13 protein-coding genes and 1 tRNA gene are annotated in these 14,872 nt (G+C 63.1%); 9 read left to right on the plus strand and 5 right to left on the minus strand.

Annotated elements, in window-relative coordinates:
• Positions 1-71: 71 nt before the first annotated feature.
• On the minus strand, positions 72-614 hold the full coding sequence (gene hslV / locus M2341_RS05935; RefSeq protein WP_264585994.1) for an ATP-dependent protease subunit HslV: 543 nt from the start codon (positions 612-614) through the stop codon (positions 72-74).
• 160 nt (positions 615-774) lie between these two features.
• Here hslV and M2341_RS05940 point away from each other — a divergent pair, with 160 nt between their 5' ends.
• Both M2341_RS05940 and M2341_RS05945 read left to right on the plus strand, forming a co-directional pair.
• Positions 775-1,314 (plus strand): TIGR00645 family protein, encoded by a 540-nt coding sequence (locus M2341_RS05940; RefSeq protein WP_264584594.1) that lies wholly within the window; start codon positions 775-777, stop codon positions 1,312-1,314.
• A 115-nt stretch (positions 1,315-1,429) separates the two neighbouring features.
• A tRNA-Val gene (locus M2341_RS05945) sits at positions 1,430-1,504 on the plus strand.
• A 55-nt stretch (positions 1,505-1,559) separates the two neighbouring features.
• On the opposite strand, the gene M2341_RS05950 is transcribed toward M2341_RS05945, so the two are convergent.
• Entirely contained in the window at positions 1,560-2,033 is a 474-nt protein-coding gene (locus M2341_RS05950; RefSeq protein ID WP_264584595.1) for a copper chaperone PCu(A)C, read from the minus strand.
• Between the two features lie 133 nt (positions 2,034-2,166).
• The gene (locus M2341_RS05955; protein ID WP_264584596.1) at positions 2,167-3,204 is read right to left on the minus strand and encodes a glycosyltransferase family 4 protein; all 1,038 of its coding nucleotides are present in this window, start codon (positions 3,202-3,204) and stop codon (positions 2,167-2,169) included.
• A 301-nt stretch (positions 3,205-3,505) separates the two neighbouring features.
• Here M2341_RS05955 and dnaK point away from each other — a divergent pair, with 301 nt between their 5' ends.
• From dnaK to M2341_RS05970, 3 genes are all read left to right on the plus strand, one after another.
• Positions 3,506-5,413, plus strand: coding sequence for a molecular chaperone DnaK (dnaK, locus tag M2341_RS05960; RefSeq protein WP_181559100.1), 1,908 nt, complete (start codon positions 3,506-3,508; stop codon positions 5,411-5,413).
• Between the two features lie 71 nt (positions 5,414-5,484).
• Positions 5,485-6,612 carry a molecular chaperone DnaJ gene (gene dnaJ, locus M2341_RS05965; protein WP_264584597.1) on the plus strand — a complete coding sequence of 376 codons (1,128 nt, stop codon included), beginning with the start codon at positions 5,485-5,487 and terminating at the stop codon, positions 6,610-6,612.
• A 24-nt stretch (positions 6,613-6,636) separates the two neighbouring features.
• Positions 6,637-7,740, plus strand: a complete 1,104-nt coding sequence (locus M2341_RS05970; protein ID WP_264584598.1) for an acyltransferase family protein — start codon at positions 6,637-6,639, stop codon at positions 7,738-7,740.
• Positions 7,741-7,766: 26 nt separating this feature from the next.
• Here the strand turns inward: M2341_RS05970 and M2341_RS05975 are convergent, their stop codons facing one another.
• Both M2341_RS05975 and purF read right to left on the minus strand, forming a co-directional pair.
• On the minus strand, positions 7,767-8,492 hold the full coding sequence (locus M2341_RS05975; protein WP_264584599.1) for an SDR family NAD(P)-dependent oxidoreductase: 726 nt from the start codon (positions 8,490-8,492) through the stop codon (positions 7,767-7,769).
• A 17-nt stretch (positions 8,493-8,509) separates the two neighbouring features.
• Entirely contained in the window at positions 8,510-9,973 is a 1,464-nt protein-coding gene (purF, locus tag M2341_RS05980; RefSeq protein WP_181559103.1) for an amidophosphoribosyltransferase, read from the minus strand.
• 235 nt (positions 9,974-10,208) lie between these two features.
• Between purF and M2341_RS05985 the strand changes: the two genes are divergently transcribed.
• The 4 genes from M2341_RS05985 to ccmD all read left to right on the plus strand — a co-directional run bounded on the left by M2341_RS05985 (position 10,209) and on the right by ccmD (position 14,872).
• Positions 10,209-12,632 (plus strand): membrane-bound PQQ-dependent dehydrogenase, glucose/quinate/shikimate family, encoded by a 2,424-nt coding sequence (locus M2341_RS05985; protein ID WP_264584600.1) that lies wholly within the window; start codon positions 10,209-10,211, stop codon positions 12,630-12,632.
• 169 nt (positions 12,633-12,801) lie between these two features.
• The gene (rodA, locus tag M2341_RS05990; RefSeq protein ID WP_264574755.1) at positions 12,802-13,917 is read left to right on the plus strand and encodes a rod shape-determining protein RodA; all 1,116 of its coding nucleotides are present in this window, start codon (positions 12,802-12,804) and stop codon (positions 13,915-13,917) included.
• 82 nt (positions 13,918-13,999) lie between these two features.
• The gene (gene ccmC / locus M2341_RS05995) at positions 14,000-14,731 is read left to right on the plus strand and encodes a heme ABC transporter permease CcmC (RefSeq protein ID WP_264569779.1); all 732 of its coding nucleotides are present in this window, start codon (positions 14,000-14,002) and stop codon (positions 14,729-14,731) included.
• A gap of 9 nt (positions 14,732-14,740) precedes the next feature.
• Complete coding sequence (gene ccmD, locus M2341_RS06000) at positions 14,741-14,872, plus strand: heme exporter protein CcmD (protein ID WP_181559106.1); 132 nt, start codon at positions 14,741-14,743, stop codon at positions 14,870-14,872.

Below are 14,872 nucleotides of genomic sequence, written 5' to 3' on the forward strand. Positions count from 1 at the left end.
AGACACGTTGAGGCCGGTCTGTCCGTCTCTCGACTTCGCTCGAGACGAACGGGGTGAGGCGGGATGATGTGTCAGGTGGCGCTGTCCAGAGTCTCGATGGTCAGGCTGTCATTGGTGTAGACGCAAATTTCCGCCGCGATCTTCATGGCCTTGCGGGCCAGCGTCTCGGCGTCCTTCTCATAATCCTGCAGCGCGCGCGCGGCGGAGAGGGCATAATTGCCGCCCGATCCGATGGCGGCGATGCCTTCCAGCGGCTCCAGCACATCGCCATTGCCGGTGAGGATCAAGGTCGTCTCCTTGTCCGCCACGATCATCATGGCTTCCAGATTGCGCAGATATTTGTCTGTCCGCCAGTCCTTCGCCAGTTCCACGGCGGCGCGCATCAGCTGCCCGTTGTGGCGCTCCAGCTTGCTCTCCAGCCGCTCGAAGAGCGTGAAGGCATCGGCGGTGGCGCCGGCAAAGCCGCCAATCACGCTGCCATCATGCAGGCGGCGGACCTTGCGGGCATTGGGTTTCATGACCGTCTGCCCCATCGAGACCTGGCCATCGCCGATGACGACGACCTTTCCTGAAGCGCGGACGGAGAGGATGGTGGTGCCGTGCCAGACCGGCATGGCGCTGTGCTGGGTGTCTGCCATGCGCCGCGATATGGGTGAGGGGAACCAGCCATGCAAGCGGCAGCAGGTCGGTCGAGCGCGCGCAGCGTGCGATGATCACCGGGCGGCCACCAGAATCGGGGATGACAGGGTTTGGGCGGCCCATTATCTGGCCGCCATGACACCTGCCGATCCCAACGCTCCGCTCCGTCCGCTGCCGCTGCTGATCTTCGGGTCGCGCTGGCTTCAGCTCCCGCTGTATCTGGGCCTCATCGTCGCGCAGTGCGTCTATGTGTTCCTGTTCATCAAGGAGCTGATCCACCTCGTCCTCCACGCCTACGAGTTCACCGAGCAGCAGATCATGCTGATGGTGCTCGGGCTGATCGATGTGGTGATGATCTCCAACCTGCTGATCATGGTCATCGTTGGCGGCTATGAGACCTTCGTGTCCCGGCTCGGCCTGCAGGGCCATCGCGACCAGCCGGAGTGGCTCAGCCATGTGAATGCCGGCGTGCTCAAGGTGAAGCTGGCGATGGCGATCATCGGCATTTCCTCGATCCATCTCCTGCGCACCTTCATCGAGGTCGGGGCGCTCGGCACGCCCGCCGCGCGCGTGACGAGCGAGGGCGTGATGTGGCAGGCGATCATCCACGGCCTCTTCATCATATCCGCCATCGGCATCGCCTATGTCGACCGGATGACGCAAACCAAGCACTGAAGGGCAGTGCGGTGTCGCGGCTGACGGTCCCAAGGAATCGCATGGAAGGCCGATACAGCGGCTTGACATGCCGCCGCTCAGTCGCCAAAGCGCTCGCCTCCGCGATTGGATCGCCGGGCGCGTAGCTCAGTGGTAGAGCACACCCTTCACACGGGTGGGGTCGCAAGTTCAATCCTTGCCGCGCCCACCATCGCCTGAACAGCGATGTTAATCTCCATGTTTTATGCCTGAATAGACTGCCCAACTCAGTGGCCGCTATGGTCTTCCATGCCGGCCATCGCGCCCTCCGCGTCCGGCTGTTGCACGATGGCATCGGCGAGAATGCGCTGGCCATTGGAGAAGATGAAGGTGAACGTCATCTTCTTGTCCTCAAGCGCCTGCGGGTTGATCGACCACAGCATGAGGTGTTTGCCGCCCGGTTCGAACTTCACTGTCGCGCCGGCGGGCACGTCCACAGTCTTCACTGGGCGCATGGAGGCGACGCCGTCCTTGGTGCTGCTCTCGTGAATTTCCACACGCACGGCTTCGTCGGTCAGCACGTCGCGCAGCACGACATCATCGGCGCCGCCGTGGATCGTGAAATAGGCCGCCGAGGGGGCATTGGGATTGGGGTTGAGGCGCAGGAAGCCGCCATCGACATCCAGCGGCGGCGGGTCGCTGCAAGCGCCAAGCGTCGCCAGCATCGCGGCTGCCGTGAAGAGGGTGCGGGCCTTGAGCATTGCCGTTCTCCGGTCGTCTGTTTGGCTAACCCGATAGAGGCTGGGCCAGAGCATGCCAAGTGGGAGGGTTATTGGCCCCTGGCGATCGCGCTTTCGAGCCATCCGGCAACCAGCGTCGTAAGCGCTTCCTTGCTCAGCCGCTCGCGGGCCACGAGGGCCGCATTTGCACGATACGGCGAAGCAGTGGCTCGTCGGCCAGGGTCGCCATGACGAGGTCGGGCAGGGCGGCAGGGTCCGCATAGGTCATGAGATGCTCGCCGGGCACGAGCACACCTTCGTAGCCGCGCGCTGAATAGTCGCTTGCGATGACAGCGCAGCCATATTGGATGGCTTCTGCCAGCTTGATATTCGCGCCGTTGCCTGCTTCCGTGGAACTCAGGACAAGCGCAGCCTGAGCATATTCCTGCGCGATATCATCCACGAAACCGCCGCCGCTCAAGCCGCGCATCGGAGGGAATTCGTCCGTGCCCTGGCCGACGAGGCGCAGCGTGTAGCCCGCATCGTCCAGCCGGGCCGGAAGCCCGCTGCTTATGAGCGCCTCCATAGCCTCGCGATTGGGCTGCCAGTGGCGGGGCCCCACGAACAATATGTTGCGGCCACGCGGTTGCTCAGGATCCAGTGCGGCCTGAACCGTGCGGGATGCACCGGGAAGCAATTTGGGCTGCAGGCCCGGCGATGCGAGCACATCCCCCTCGTGCTTTGCAATGACGACGGTTTCCGCAAAGCGGCGCGCCCGGCGCCGCATGGCCATTTGCGTGAGCGGCCAGATCGCGCGTGCGAAGCTGCTGTCTGGCCAGAGCAGCGCATCCACATCAAGGATGCAGGGCGCCAGATCGAGCGGTGCGAAAGGCGCGGTTTTGAAAAAGCTGCAGATCGCCGCGTCAAAGGGAAACTCGCGATGAATGCCGTGAAGCAGGTCGTGGTAACGCCGCGCAGCCCGATAATAACCAAAGCTACCCTGCCACCAGAGCCATTTCATGCGGTAGGCTCGATAATCGAAAGCCATGGGTGCGCTGTAGTCCGCGACGCTGGGCGCGCTGCCGGGCAACGCCATATGAAGTACGCGGCATTCGCCGATAGTCTCGATTGCCTCCTTCCACAATCTGATGCGCTGGCCCGTCCCGTAGTTGCTCGCAGGCAGGTCCTCGGTAATCAACAAAACTTTGATCATAGGCACCCGCATAGCATGGACAGAATGGCCAAATCGTGCCCGACGAGTGAGCCCCGCAGCTCACAATCGTCAGGCGCTTATTCGGAAGCAGCTATGAACGGTCAAGTCACCCCTTAATTCGAGTGGCGTGCCCGTGTGCTTGCGTTTCCGTCCATAGGTAATTCACCGAGGCTCTTGTGACCCGAAAACACCCTCCTATATCGGCGCGGTCAACGGGGTGGTTTCGGCCTGAGTGCGGAGCCGCCCCGGCAGCGGCCCAATTCCGGGCGCTCAACTACACATGGGGTACAAGAGGGCAAATATGGCTAAGGTTATCGGTATTGATCTCGGCACCACGAACAGCTGCGTCGCCGTGATGGACGGCGGCAAGCCGAAAGTGATCGAGAATGCGGAAGGCGCGCGCACCACGCCCTCCATCGTGGCATTCGCCAAGGATGGCGAGCGGCTCATTGGCCAGCCGGCCAAGCGTCAGGCCGTGACCAATCCGGACAACACCGTCTATGCCGTCAAGCGCCTGATCGGTCGCCGGTTCGACGATCCGCTGACCAAGAAGGACATGGAACTGGTCCCCTACAACATTGCCAAGGGTCCCAATGGCGACGCCTGGGTGAATGCTGGCGGACAGGACTACAGCCCCTCGCAGATTTCCGCCTTCATCCTGCAGAAGATGAAGGAAACCGCCGAGAGCTATCTCGGTGAGACCGTGACGCAGGCCGTCATCACCGTGCCGGCCTACTTCAACGACGCGCAGCGCCAGGCGACCAAGGACGCCGGCCAGATTGCGGGCCTTGAAGTGCTGCGCATCATCAACGAGCCGACCGCAGCGGCGCTCGCCTATGGGCTTGAGAAGAGCGAAGGCAAGACCATCGCGGTCTATGACCTTGGCGGCGGTACCTTCGACATCTCGATCCTCGAGATCGGCGATGGCGTGTTCGAGGTGAAGTCGACCAACGGCGATACCTTCCTTGGCGGTGAAGATTTCGACTCCAAGATCGTCGAATATCTCGCTGACGGCTTCAAGAAGGACGAAGGCATCGACCTGCGCGGCGACAAGCTGGCGCTGCAGCGCCTGAAGGAAGCCGCCGAGAAGGCCAAGATCGAGCTTTCCAGCGCGCAGACGACGGAAGTGAACCTGCCGTTCATCACCGCCGATGCGACTGGTCCCAAGCACCTGGTCAAGACCATCACCCGTGCCGACCTTGAACGGCTGGTCGAGGCGCTCATCAAGCGCACGCTCGAGCCTTGCAAGAAGGCGATTGCGGACGCCGGCGTCTCCTCCAGCGAGATCAGCGACGTCGTGCTCGTTGGCGGCATGACCCGCATGCCCCGCGTGCGCGAAGTGGTGAAGGAGTTCTTCGGCAAGGAGCCGCACACCGGTGTGAACCCGGACGAAGTGGTCGCCATGGGCGCCGCCATTCAGGCCGGCGTGCTGCAGGGCGACGTCAAGGACGTGCTGCTGCTCGACGTGACGCCGCTGTCGCTGGGCATCGAGACGCTGGGTGGCGTGTTCACCCGCATGATCGACCGTAACACCACGATCCCGGCCAAGAAGAGCCAGGTTTACTCGACGGCTGACGACAATCAGCAGGCAGTGACTATCCGCGTCTTCCAGGGCGAGCGTGAAATGGCGGCGGACAACAAGCTGCTCGGCCAGTTCGATCTGGTCGGCATTCCGCCAGCACCGCGTGGCGTGCCGCAGATCGAGGTCACGTTCGATATCGACGCGAACGGCATCGTGAACGTCTCTGCCAAGGACAAGGGCACCGGCAAGGAGCAGCAGATCAAGATCCAGGCGTCTGGCGGTCTGAGCGATTCCGACATCGACCAGATGGTCAAGGATGCCGAGCGCTTTGCCGAGGAGGACAAGAAGCGTCGCGAGGGCGCCGAGGCGAAGAACAACGCCGAGAGCCTGATCCACACCACGGAGCGCCAACTCGCCGAGCATGGCGACAAGGTGGACGAGGCGCTCAAGGGCGAGATCGAGGCGGCTGTCACCGCGGCCAAGAGCGCAGTCGAGGGCGGCGATGTCGAGGCCATGAAGACCAAGACCCAGGAACTGGCTCAGGTCTCCATGAAGCTCGGCCAGGCGATCTACGAGAAGGAGCAGGCTGCGGCCGCGTCTCCGGGCGCCGAAGGCACGGCCCAGAAGGCTGATGATGACGTCGTCGACGCCGAGTTCTCGGAAGTCGACGAAGACAACAAAGCTTGATTGAACGGAAATGACGCCCGGCCGGCCCATCAACTGGCCGGCCGGGCGATTGCTTGGGACTGCTGCGGGGCATGAGTAGCAAAATCGATTATTACGAGCTGCTCGAAGTCGAGCGGACGGCGGATGGCGCGACGATCAAGTCGGCCTATCGCAAGCTGGCCATGCAGTGTCATCCGGATCGCAATCCGGGCTGCAAGGAGAGCGAAGCCAAGTTCAAGGCGATCAACGAAGCCTATGACTGCCTGAAGGACGAGCAAAAGCGCGCGGCTTATGATCGCTTCGGCCACGCCGCCTTCGAGCAGGGCGGGATGGGCGGCGGACGCGGCGGACAGGCCGGTTTCTCCGATTTCTCCGATATTTTCGAGACGATCTTCGGCGATGGTTTTGGCGGCGGTGGCCGTCAACAGACGCGGCGCGGCGCGGACCTGCGCTACGACATGGAAATCTCGCTGGAAGATGCCTTCCATGGCCGCGACACGACCATCGAGATCGATGTCTCCACCCAGTGCGACGCATGCGACGGTAGCGGCGCGGAGCCGGGGACCAGCGTGGAAAGCTGCCCGACTTGCGGCGGCCACGGCAAGGTGCGGGCGCAGCAGGGCTTCTTCGTCATCGAGCGGACCTGCCCGAGCTGCCATGGCGCGGGCCAGCGGATCAAGTCGCCCTGTCGCGCCTGTCGCGGGGAGGGGCGTGTGGACAAGCGCCGTTCGTTGGACGTGAAGGTGCCGGCTGGTGTGGACGAAGGCACACGCATTCGCCTCACCGGGCAAGGCGAGGCGGGGCCGCGCGGCGCGCCCGCGGGCGATCTCTACATCTTCCTGCATGTGAAGCGGCACCAGATTTTCGAGCGGGACGGCACCAACCTGTTCTGCCGCGTGCCGATCAGCTTCACGCTCGCGGCCTTGGGCGGCACCATCGAGGTGCCGGGCCTGGACGGCGAGGATCATGAAATCCGCATTCCCGCCGGCATCCAGTCCGGCAAGCAGCTGCGCCAGCGAGGGGCCGGTATGCCGGTACTGAACGCACGCGGCCGGGGCGATCTCGTCATCCAGATCGAAGTGGAAACGCCCACCAAGCTCTCGGCCCGGCAGAAGGAACTGCTGGAGGAATTTCGCGCCACCGAGACCGGCGAGGAATGTCCGCAGTCGAGCGGGTTTTTTAATAAAATTAAAAGTGTATGGAGCGATCTAACCGACTGACTTAGGGCTATCCGGGGGGATAAGTTGACTGATCAATCCCAGTTTTTAGGCAGTCGCCTAGTTCCTTCCAATATCCGGGTTAATAATTTTGATTTTTTGCGAATTTTTTTCGCAGTTGCAGTTGTTTGGTCGCACTCTTTCGCAATTTATTTTGGAACGGAAGATGGCGAGCCGATATCCATAATATTCAACGGCATATACAATGCCGGTAATATCGCGGTTAGAGCATTTTTCTGTATAAGCGGATTTCTCATCACTGCCAGTTATATTAAAAGTGATTCTAACTGGTCCTACCTTAAGAAAAGAGTGCTGAGGATATATCCTGGATATTTGGCTTGTATTTTTTTCTGTTCTTTTGTGGTTATACCGGTTTTTGCTACCCGGTATGACTTTGGGTGGCGCGAGCTACTGCAGACGTTGAGCAGCTCGCTGATCTTACGCGGTGCGTTTCCGCCGTCAGACGTGTTTAACGGTCATCCCGTGCAGGCGATCAATGGGGCGCTTTGGAGCATTCCGTTCGAGTTTTGGTGCTATATTGGAGTCGCTGGACTCGGCTTTCTAAAAGTTTTGCGGCGTCGCCAGCTCGTTCTGGCTGTCACCATACTTATAATTGGGTGCCGCGTCGTGCTCGACATAAAAGGGATGAAACCTGGTCTTGGGATCATCGGCAATGTGTTCGGGTGGCCATATCTGTGGACAGCAATGGCCCCTTGCTTCCTGTCTGGTATGCTGACGTTTCTCTATCAGGATCGCATCAGGCGAAGCCCAGTTTGGTTGATCGCCGCGATTTTCCTGCCTTTGGTGTTGGCGACGATATCAGCTGTTGCCGCTGAAGCCGTCTTTCCTTTCACCTTGGCCTATGTCGTTTTTTACGCGGCCTTCGGTTCTTTCAAGCTGCCTGATGCCAAGTTTGGCGACTGGAGTTATGGCACCTATTTGTACGGTTTCCCCATTCAGCAAATGCTATTGACCGCGGGCCTTCCCTTTTCGCTGTATGTTTGCAGCGCCATCACTGGGTCGTTGATAGCCGGCTTTTTGAGTTGGTGGCTCGTGGAACAGCACTTTATTGCCCGCCGAAAGAATAAGGCGGCAGAAAATTACGCGGCGATTCCATCGACGGTGGATTAGCCAGCCTCAACCGCCGGCCGCTACCATTACCGCGGCAGATCGACCCGCGTGCCGTCGGCCGCATCGCTGACCACCAGATCGGCAATCGCACGACCGACCACGTCCGGTGTCTTGAGCGTTGCCGGGTCTTCGCCCGGATAGGCGCGTGCGCGCATGGTGGTGCGGGTGGGGCCGGGGTTGACGATGTGAGTGCGGACCTTGGAGATCTTGGTGACTTCCTGCCCATAGGCGCTCACCAGCACGTCTTGCGCCGCCTTGGATGCGCCATAGGCGCCCCAATAAGCGCGTGGCGCCGTCGCGACGCCGGTGGAGAGGGCCACCACGCGCGCGTCCGCGCTCTTCCGCAGCATGGGATCGAAGGCCGCGATCAACGCCTGGGTCGAGGCGATGTTGAGCGTGAGCTGCCGGGCAAATTCCTTGGTGTCGATGGCGGTCACGGCGGCAAGCGTGCCCAGCGTGGCAGCATTGAGCACCAGCACGTCGAGCGCTTCCCAGCGCCCGCTGATCGCCGTGGCCAGGCGCCCGATGCTCTCCCCGTCGGTCAGGTCGAGCGGGGCGATGGTGGCGCTGCCGCCTGCGGCGTGGATCTGTTCTTCCACCGCTTCAAGATCCGGCACGGACCGCGCGACCAGAACCACATGCGCGCCATCGCGCGCGAGTTCGATGGCGGTGGCCGCGCCGATGCCCCGGCTGGCGCCGGTGACGAGGGCAAGGCGCCCGGCCAGGGGCCGGTTGTCGGTCGTGTCGGTCATGCTGTCTCCGCTCCGGCTCAGACCACGCGTTCGCGCAGCAGTTCGAGCTGGTTCACTTCGGCCTGATCGTCGAAGTCGGTGAGGGTGGTGGGATAATCGCCGGTGAAGCAGGCATCGCAATATTGCGGCAGCTCATCGTTGCGGCGCGCCTCGCCGATCGCCCGGTAAAGGCCTTCGATCGACACGAAGGCGAGGCTGTCGGCATGAATGAACGAGCACATCTGGGAAACGTCCATACGATGCGCGAGCAGCTTGGCGCGCTCGGGCGTATCGACGCCGTAGAAGCAGCTATGTCGGGTCGGCGGGCTGGCGATGCGCATATGCACATCCTTGGCGCCGGCCTCGCGCATCATCTGCACGATCTTGAGGCTGGTGGTGCCGCGCACGATCGAATCGTCGATCAGCACGATGCGCTTGCCGGCGATCAGCGCCCGATTGGCGTTGTGCTTGAGCTTCACGCCCAAATGGCGAACCTTGTCGCCTGGCTGGATGAAGGTGCGGCCGACATAATGCGAGCGGATGATGCCCAGCTCGAACGGAATGCCCGATTGCTGCGCATAGCCGATGGCGGCAGGCACGCCGCTATCCGGCACGGGAATCACGAGATCGGCATCGACCGGGCTCTCGATGGCCAGTTGCGCGCCAATGCCCTTGCGGACCGAATAAACGCTGCTGCCGTCGACGATGGAGTCCGGCCGCGAGAAATAGACATGCTCGAAGATGCAGGGGCGGGCCTGCGCCGTCTCGCCAAAGGGGCGGTGCGAGCGGATTTCGCCGCCCTGCGTGACGACGATCAATTCGCCGGGCTCGACCTGCCGGATATATTCCGCGCCGACCACATCGAACGCCACAGTCTCGGAGGCGAAGATGATCGCATCGCCCAGCCGGCCCATGACCAGCGGACGGATGCCGAGCGGATCGCGGCAGGCGATCAGGCCCTCACGCGTCAGGCAGATGAGCGAATAGGCGCCTTCGACCTGCTTGAGCGCATCGATGAAGCGATCCAGCAGGGTCCGATAACGCGATTTGGCGACGAGGTGGATGATCACCTCGGTATCGCTGGTCGACTGGAAGATCGCGCCATCGCGCACCAGCCGCTTGCGCAGGTTCATCGCGTTGGAGATGTTGCCATTGTGAGCGATGGCGAAGCCGCCCGAGGACAGCTCGGCATAGAGCGGCTGGACGTTGCGCAGCGCTGTCTCGCCGGTCGTCGAATAGCGCACATGGCCGCAGGCAACATGGCCGGCGAGCTGGCGGATCACATCGTCCTTGTCGAAGTTGCCCGCGACATGGCCCATGGCCCGGTGGGTGTGGAACTCCTCACCGTCCCAGCTGGTGATGCCGGCGGCTTCCTGCCCGCGATGCTGCAGGGCGTGAAGGCCCAGCGCCACCATGGCGGAGGCTGTGTCGGCGCCATATACGCCAAAAACGCCGCACTCTTCGCGCAGCTTGTCGTCATCAAATGGGTGCGTGGTCAGCATGGCTCTACTCATAGCCGACGGGGTGCGATTCCCGCCGCGTCGCGATCCTCGTTGCCGGCCATATAGGAGCGTCAAACTGCTTTGTCGCCCCATTGTCGCAAGAAAGGTGGTGAATGCCCCGGGTTGGGCACGGGTGGGGCCTCCATAAGCGCGTGAAGCTGCCAAAATCGGCGAAGGGCATAAAGTTCGGAACCATGCCACCCGGGGGCTGTTTCCCTTGCAAAAGGAGATCGCCATGCCGGTTGATTGGACGTCCCGCGCGCGTGCTCGCTCCCTCTTCGCAACCATCGTCGGCGCGATTATCGCGCTGGTCGGCCTTGTGCTGGCTATCGGCGGCGCATGGCTCGCGGTGCTGGGTGGCAGCCTCTATTACCTCATTGCCGGGGTGCTCCTCGGTCTGGCGGGCTTTCTTCTCATCCGACAGCGGGTGCTGGGCGTCTGGGTCTATCTCGCCGCCTATGGACTTTCGATCATCTGGGGGCTGGCGGAGGCCGGGCTCGATGGGTGGGCGCTGATTCCCTTCACCGTCGGCCCGACGGTGCTCCTGATCCTCGTGCTGCTGACCTTGCCGGTGCTCCAGCCCGAGCGCTGGCACTGGCGTGTGCCGGTCATCGCGAGCGTGGCAGCCGTGCTTGTGCTGGCCGTGGGTGGCGTGGTGATCTCCCGCCTCAACCTTCCTGACGTCGGCACGATGCCGGCGCGGCTTGCCTCGACGGTGGCCGATCCCTCGCTATTGCGGCCCGGGACGGACTGGCCGGCTTATGGCGGCAGCTACGCAGCGCAGCGTTATTCCTCGCTGGGCCAGATCACGCCGGCCAATGTCGGAAAATTGCAGCGCGCCTGGGTGTTCCACACCGGCGATCTGCCCGAGGATATGGCCGACAACAAATATGGCGCCGAAACGACGCCGCTGAAGGTCGGGAATACGCTCTATCTGTGCTCGGCCACTAATATTCTCATCGCGCTCGATCCGGCGACCGGTCAGCAGCGCTGGCGCTACGATCCCAAGGTCGATCATGCGTGGATTCCCTACACGGCCGCGTGCCGGGGCGTCGCTTATTATGCTGTGCCGCAAGCCACGCAAGGGCAGGCCTGCGCGACGCGCATCATCGAGGGTACGCTGGACGGCCGCCTGATTGCCGTGGATGCGCAGACCGGCCGGCCCTGTTCCGACTTCGGCGAGAACGGCGCGGTCGATATCAAGCGCGGCATGGGCAGGGTGGTGCCGGGCATGGTCTCGATCACATCGCCGCCCACGATCGTGCAAGGCGTCATCGTGACCGGGCATCAAGTGCTGGATGGGCAAAAGCGCGATGCGCCGTCCGGCGTCATCCAGGGATATGATGCGGTCACGGGCGAGAAGCGCTGGGCGTGGGACATGCTCAACCCGGATTGGGCGGGCGATCCGCCGGCCGGGCAGGAATATGCGCGCGGCACACCCAATATGTGGACCATTGCCAGCGGCGATGAGTCGCTGGGCCTCGTGTATCTGCCGATGGGCAATTCCGCAGTGGATTACTGGAGCGGGAGCCGCAGCCCGCAGGAGGACGATTTTTCTTCCTCGCTGGTTGCGCTGGACGTGACGACCGGCAAGCCGCGCTGGCGGTTCCAGACCGTGCATCGGGACGTGTGGGACTATGATCTCGGCGCGCAGGCCACGCTGGTCGATTTCCCCAATGGCTCCGGCACGATGCCGGCGCTGATCCTGCCGAGCAAGCAGGGCGAAATCTACGTGCTGGACCGTCGCACCGGCCAGCCGATCTTTCCGGTGCAGGAGCGGGCGGTGCCGCGCACCGGCGTGGAGCCGCAGCGGCGCAGCCCTACCCAGCCTTATTCGACCTACCACACGCTCGCCTTCCCCGACCTCAAGGAAAGCGACATGTGGGGCATGTCGCCCATCGACCAGATGGTCTGTCGCATCCAATATCGGCAGGCGGAATATCGCGGGCGGTACACGCCTCCCACGGCGGACAAGCACTTCGTCGAATATCCGGGCTATAATGGCGGTACGGACTGGGGCGGCCTCGCCATCGATCCGGTACGCGGCGTGATCCTCGCCAACTACAATAATATGCCCAACTATAATCGCCTGGTGCCGCGCGCCGAGGCGGACCGTCGCGGCTTCCCGGCGCCGCGTGGCGATGAGAAGACGCGGGGCGGCAGCATGAGCGAGGGGGGTGGGCATGGCTCGCAAGACCCGCAGGCCGGCTCACCTTATGCCATCTCGGTGAACGCAGGGTGGCGGCTGGCGTTGACTGGCCTACTCTGCAAGCGCCCGCCTTATGGTGGCATCCGCGCGATCGACATGCGGACGGGCCAGACCATCTGGGATCGCCCGTTCGGCACCGCGCGGCGCAATGGCCCCTGGGGGATTCCGTCCATGCTTCCCATCAACATCGGCACGCCGAACAATGGTGGCGCGGTGGTCACAGCTGGCGGTGTGGCCTTCATCGCCGCGGCGACGGACAACCTGATCCGCGCCATCGACATCGAGACGGGCAAGACGCTCTGGCAGGATACGCTGCCGGCGGGCGGTCAGGCGACGCCGAGCGTGTATGAGGTGAACGGGAAGCAGTATCTCGTCATCATGGCGGGCGGGCACCATTTCATGGAGACACCGATTGGCGATGAAGTGATCGCCTACGCCCTGCCGGGATGAGAATGGGAGGAAACATGGCTTCGGCAGATCGGGCGTGGCAAGCTCGCTCGATCTGCCGAGCGCTTGCCTGAGGCGAAGGGGTGAAGCGCGTGCTTTCACTGGAGGCGGAAAGGCATTAGGCGGGGAGGGCAACGTCGCCTTCCCAAACTCCGGTTCAAGATCCCGCCTCATGATGCTCGTGCATGTCCCGCCTGCGATCGCCAACCAGTCCTGGCGTGCCATCGGCATCGTGACGGCGCTGGCGGTGGTCGGCGCGCTCGCACTCTATTCCATGGCTGGTGGTTCGATGGTGCCGTGGGCCGGTGCGCATCTGCTGCGCTTTGCGCTGTTTCTGATCCTGGCGCTGGTAATTTCCTACATCCCCTCCGAGCAGTTCAAGCCGCTGCTCTTCCCGGCCTATCTGGCGAGTCTCGCGCTGCTCATCATTGTGCTGATGATGGGCATCGTGGGGGGCGGGGCGCGGAGCTGGCTCAATCTCGGCTTCATGCAGTTGCAACCCTCCGAGTTCGTGCGGCTGGCCGTGATCGGCATGGTCGCGCGATTCTACGAGATGTTGCCGCCCGCCGCGACGCGCTCCTTCACGGCGCTATGGCCGCCGGTCGCGCTCACGGTGGTGCCCTTCGCGCTCATCCTGCTCCAGCCTGATCTCGGCACCGGCATGATGCTGGTGCTGTCCGTGGCGGTCGTGACCTTTCTCGCGGGATTGCCGCTGCGGCTGTATGCGGCGGCGGGGGCGGCCGCGATCGTGCTGATCCCGGTGATCTACAGCTTCCTGCTGCCGCACCAGCAGCGGCGCGTGACGATCTTCATGAACCCGGAGGCCGATCCGTTAGGCGCGGGCTATCATATCACCCAATCGGTCATCGCCATTGGCTCGGGCGGCTTCTTCGGCAAGGGCTACCTGCAAGGCAGTCAGAGCCATCTCCATTATCTCCCTGAGTCGCATACGGATTTCATCTTTCCGGCCATCACCGAGGAGTGGGGACTGCTCGGCGCGACGGTCATCATCGCCTTGTTCTGGCTGCTGCTGCGCTGGGGCATGAACGTCGCGCGGGATGCGGCCAGCCGCTTCGACCAGCTGCTGGCGGCGGGGCTGACGTGCAGTCTGTTCCTCTACATCTCCATCAACATGATGATGGTCGTCGGCTTTGCGCCAGTCGTCGGCCTGCCTTTGCCGCTCGTCTCCTATGGCGGCTCCGCGATGCTCTCGATCATGATCTCACTGGGGCTGTTGATGGGCATCGACCGCAAGACCCGCAAGCGCGCCAACCCCTATCTGCGCTGAGCGCGGCCGGGGTCACATTCGGCGTCACATTCTCTGGCCAAAGCCACTGGCGCGCCTGCCCCGCTGCCTCTAAAGGGGCGGGATGCACGTCCTTGCGAACCCGCGACGTTTCCTGGCGATTGCCGTGCCTGCGACGCCCTGGTGCTTCTGGGGCGGTATCCTCCTGATTCTTGCCGGTTGCTGGGCAGGGCTATTTATGGCGCCGGCAGATTATCTGCAGGGGCACAGCTTCCGCATCCTCTACATTCATGTGCCGGCGGCCTGGCTGGGCATGGGCGGCTGGAGTGGCCTCACCATCGCCGCGATCATGCAGCTTGTCTGGCGCCACCCGCTGGCGAGTGTGGCAGGTCGGGCCATTGCTGTGCCGGGCGCGGTCTTTACCGCCCTGTGCCTCGCCACCGGATCGATCTGGGGCCGGCCCACCTGGGGGACGTGGTGGGAATGGGACGGTCGCCTGACCTCCATGCTGCTGCTGCTGTTCCTCTACATCGGCTACATCGCGCTGGCGCGCGCCAGCGTGGAGCGGGGCGATGCTGGCGGCGTCAGCCGCGTGACGGCGATCTATGCGCTCATCGGCGCGCTCAATCTGCCGATCATCCATTATTCGGTGGTGTGGTGGAACAGTCTCCACCAGGCCAAGAGCATTAGCGTCGTCGGCATGAGCAGTAGCATCGCGCCCTCCATGCTCTGGCCGCTTGGCTTGACCGTGCTCGGCTTTACTCTTTGGTTCACGGCGATCGTGCTGCTGCGGATGCGGGCGATGCTGGCGGAAAATCGGATCGAGGCGCGGTTGCGCCGGATGTCGCGGGGCTGAGGATAAACGATGAATCCCTGGCCTTTCGTGATTGCGGCTTATGGCCTCACCTTTGTTGCGACGGTTGCGACCAGCCTGTGGGCTTGGGCCCGCGCGCGGCAGGCGGAGCGCCGGGCGCGGGATTTGCTGGAGCGGGATTGA

This window comes from Sphingobium sp. B7D2B, assembly GCF_025961895.1.
In the GTDB taxonomy this organism is placed as follows: Bacteria; Pseudomonadota; Alphaproteobacteria; order Sphingomonadales; family Sphingomonadaceae; genus Sphingobium.

Coding starts and splice junctions, on each gene's coding strand:
- rodA (WP_264574755.1), top strand. CDS start 12,802: ATGATGCTCGTGCATGTCCCGCCTGCGATCGCCAACCAGTCCTGGCGT.
- dnaJ (WP_264584597.1), top strand. CDS start 5,485: ATGAGTAGCAAAATCGATTATTACGAGCTGCTCGAAGTCGAGCGGACG.
- purF (WP_181559103.1), bottom strand. CDS start 9,973: ATGCTGACCACGCACCCATTTGATGACGACAAGCTGCGCGAAGAGTGC.
- M2341_RS05940 (WP_264584594.1), top strand. CDS start 775: ATGACACCTGCCGATCCCAACGCTCCGCTCCGTCCGCTGCCGCTGCTG.
- M2341_RS05950 (WP_264584595.1), bottom strand. CDS start 2,033: ATGCTCAAGGCCCGCACCCTCTTCACGGCAGCCGCGATGCTGGCGACG.
- M2341_RS05985 (WP_264584600.1), top strand. CDS start 10,209: ATGCCGGTTGATTGGACGTCCCGCGCGCGTGCTCGCTCCCTCTTCGCA.
- ccmC (WP_264569779.1), top strand. CDS start 14,000: ATGCACGTCCTTGCGAACCCGCGACGTTTCCTGGCGATTGCCGTGCCT.
- hslV (WP_264585994.1), bottom strand. CDS start 614: ATGCCGGTCTGGCACGGCACCACCATCCTCTCCGTCCGCGCTTCAGGA.
- M2341_RS05975 (WP_264584599.1), bottom strand. CDS start 8,492: ATGACCGACACGACCGACAACCGGCCCCTGGCCGGGCGCCTTGCCCTC.
- dnaK (WP_181559100.1), top strand. CDS start 3,506: ATGGCTAAGGTTATCGGTATTGATCTCGGCACCACGAACAGCTGCGTC.
- ccmD (WP_181559106.1), top strand. CDS start 14,741: ATGAATCCCTGGCCTTTCGTGATTGCGGCTTATGGCCTCACCTTTGTT.
- M2341_RS05955 (WP_264584596.1), bottom strand. CDS start 3,204: ATGATCAAAGTTTTGTTGATTACCGAGGACCTGCCTGCGAGCAACTAC.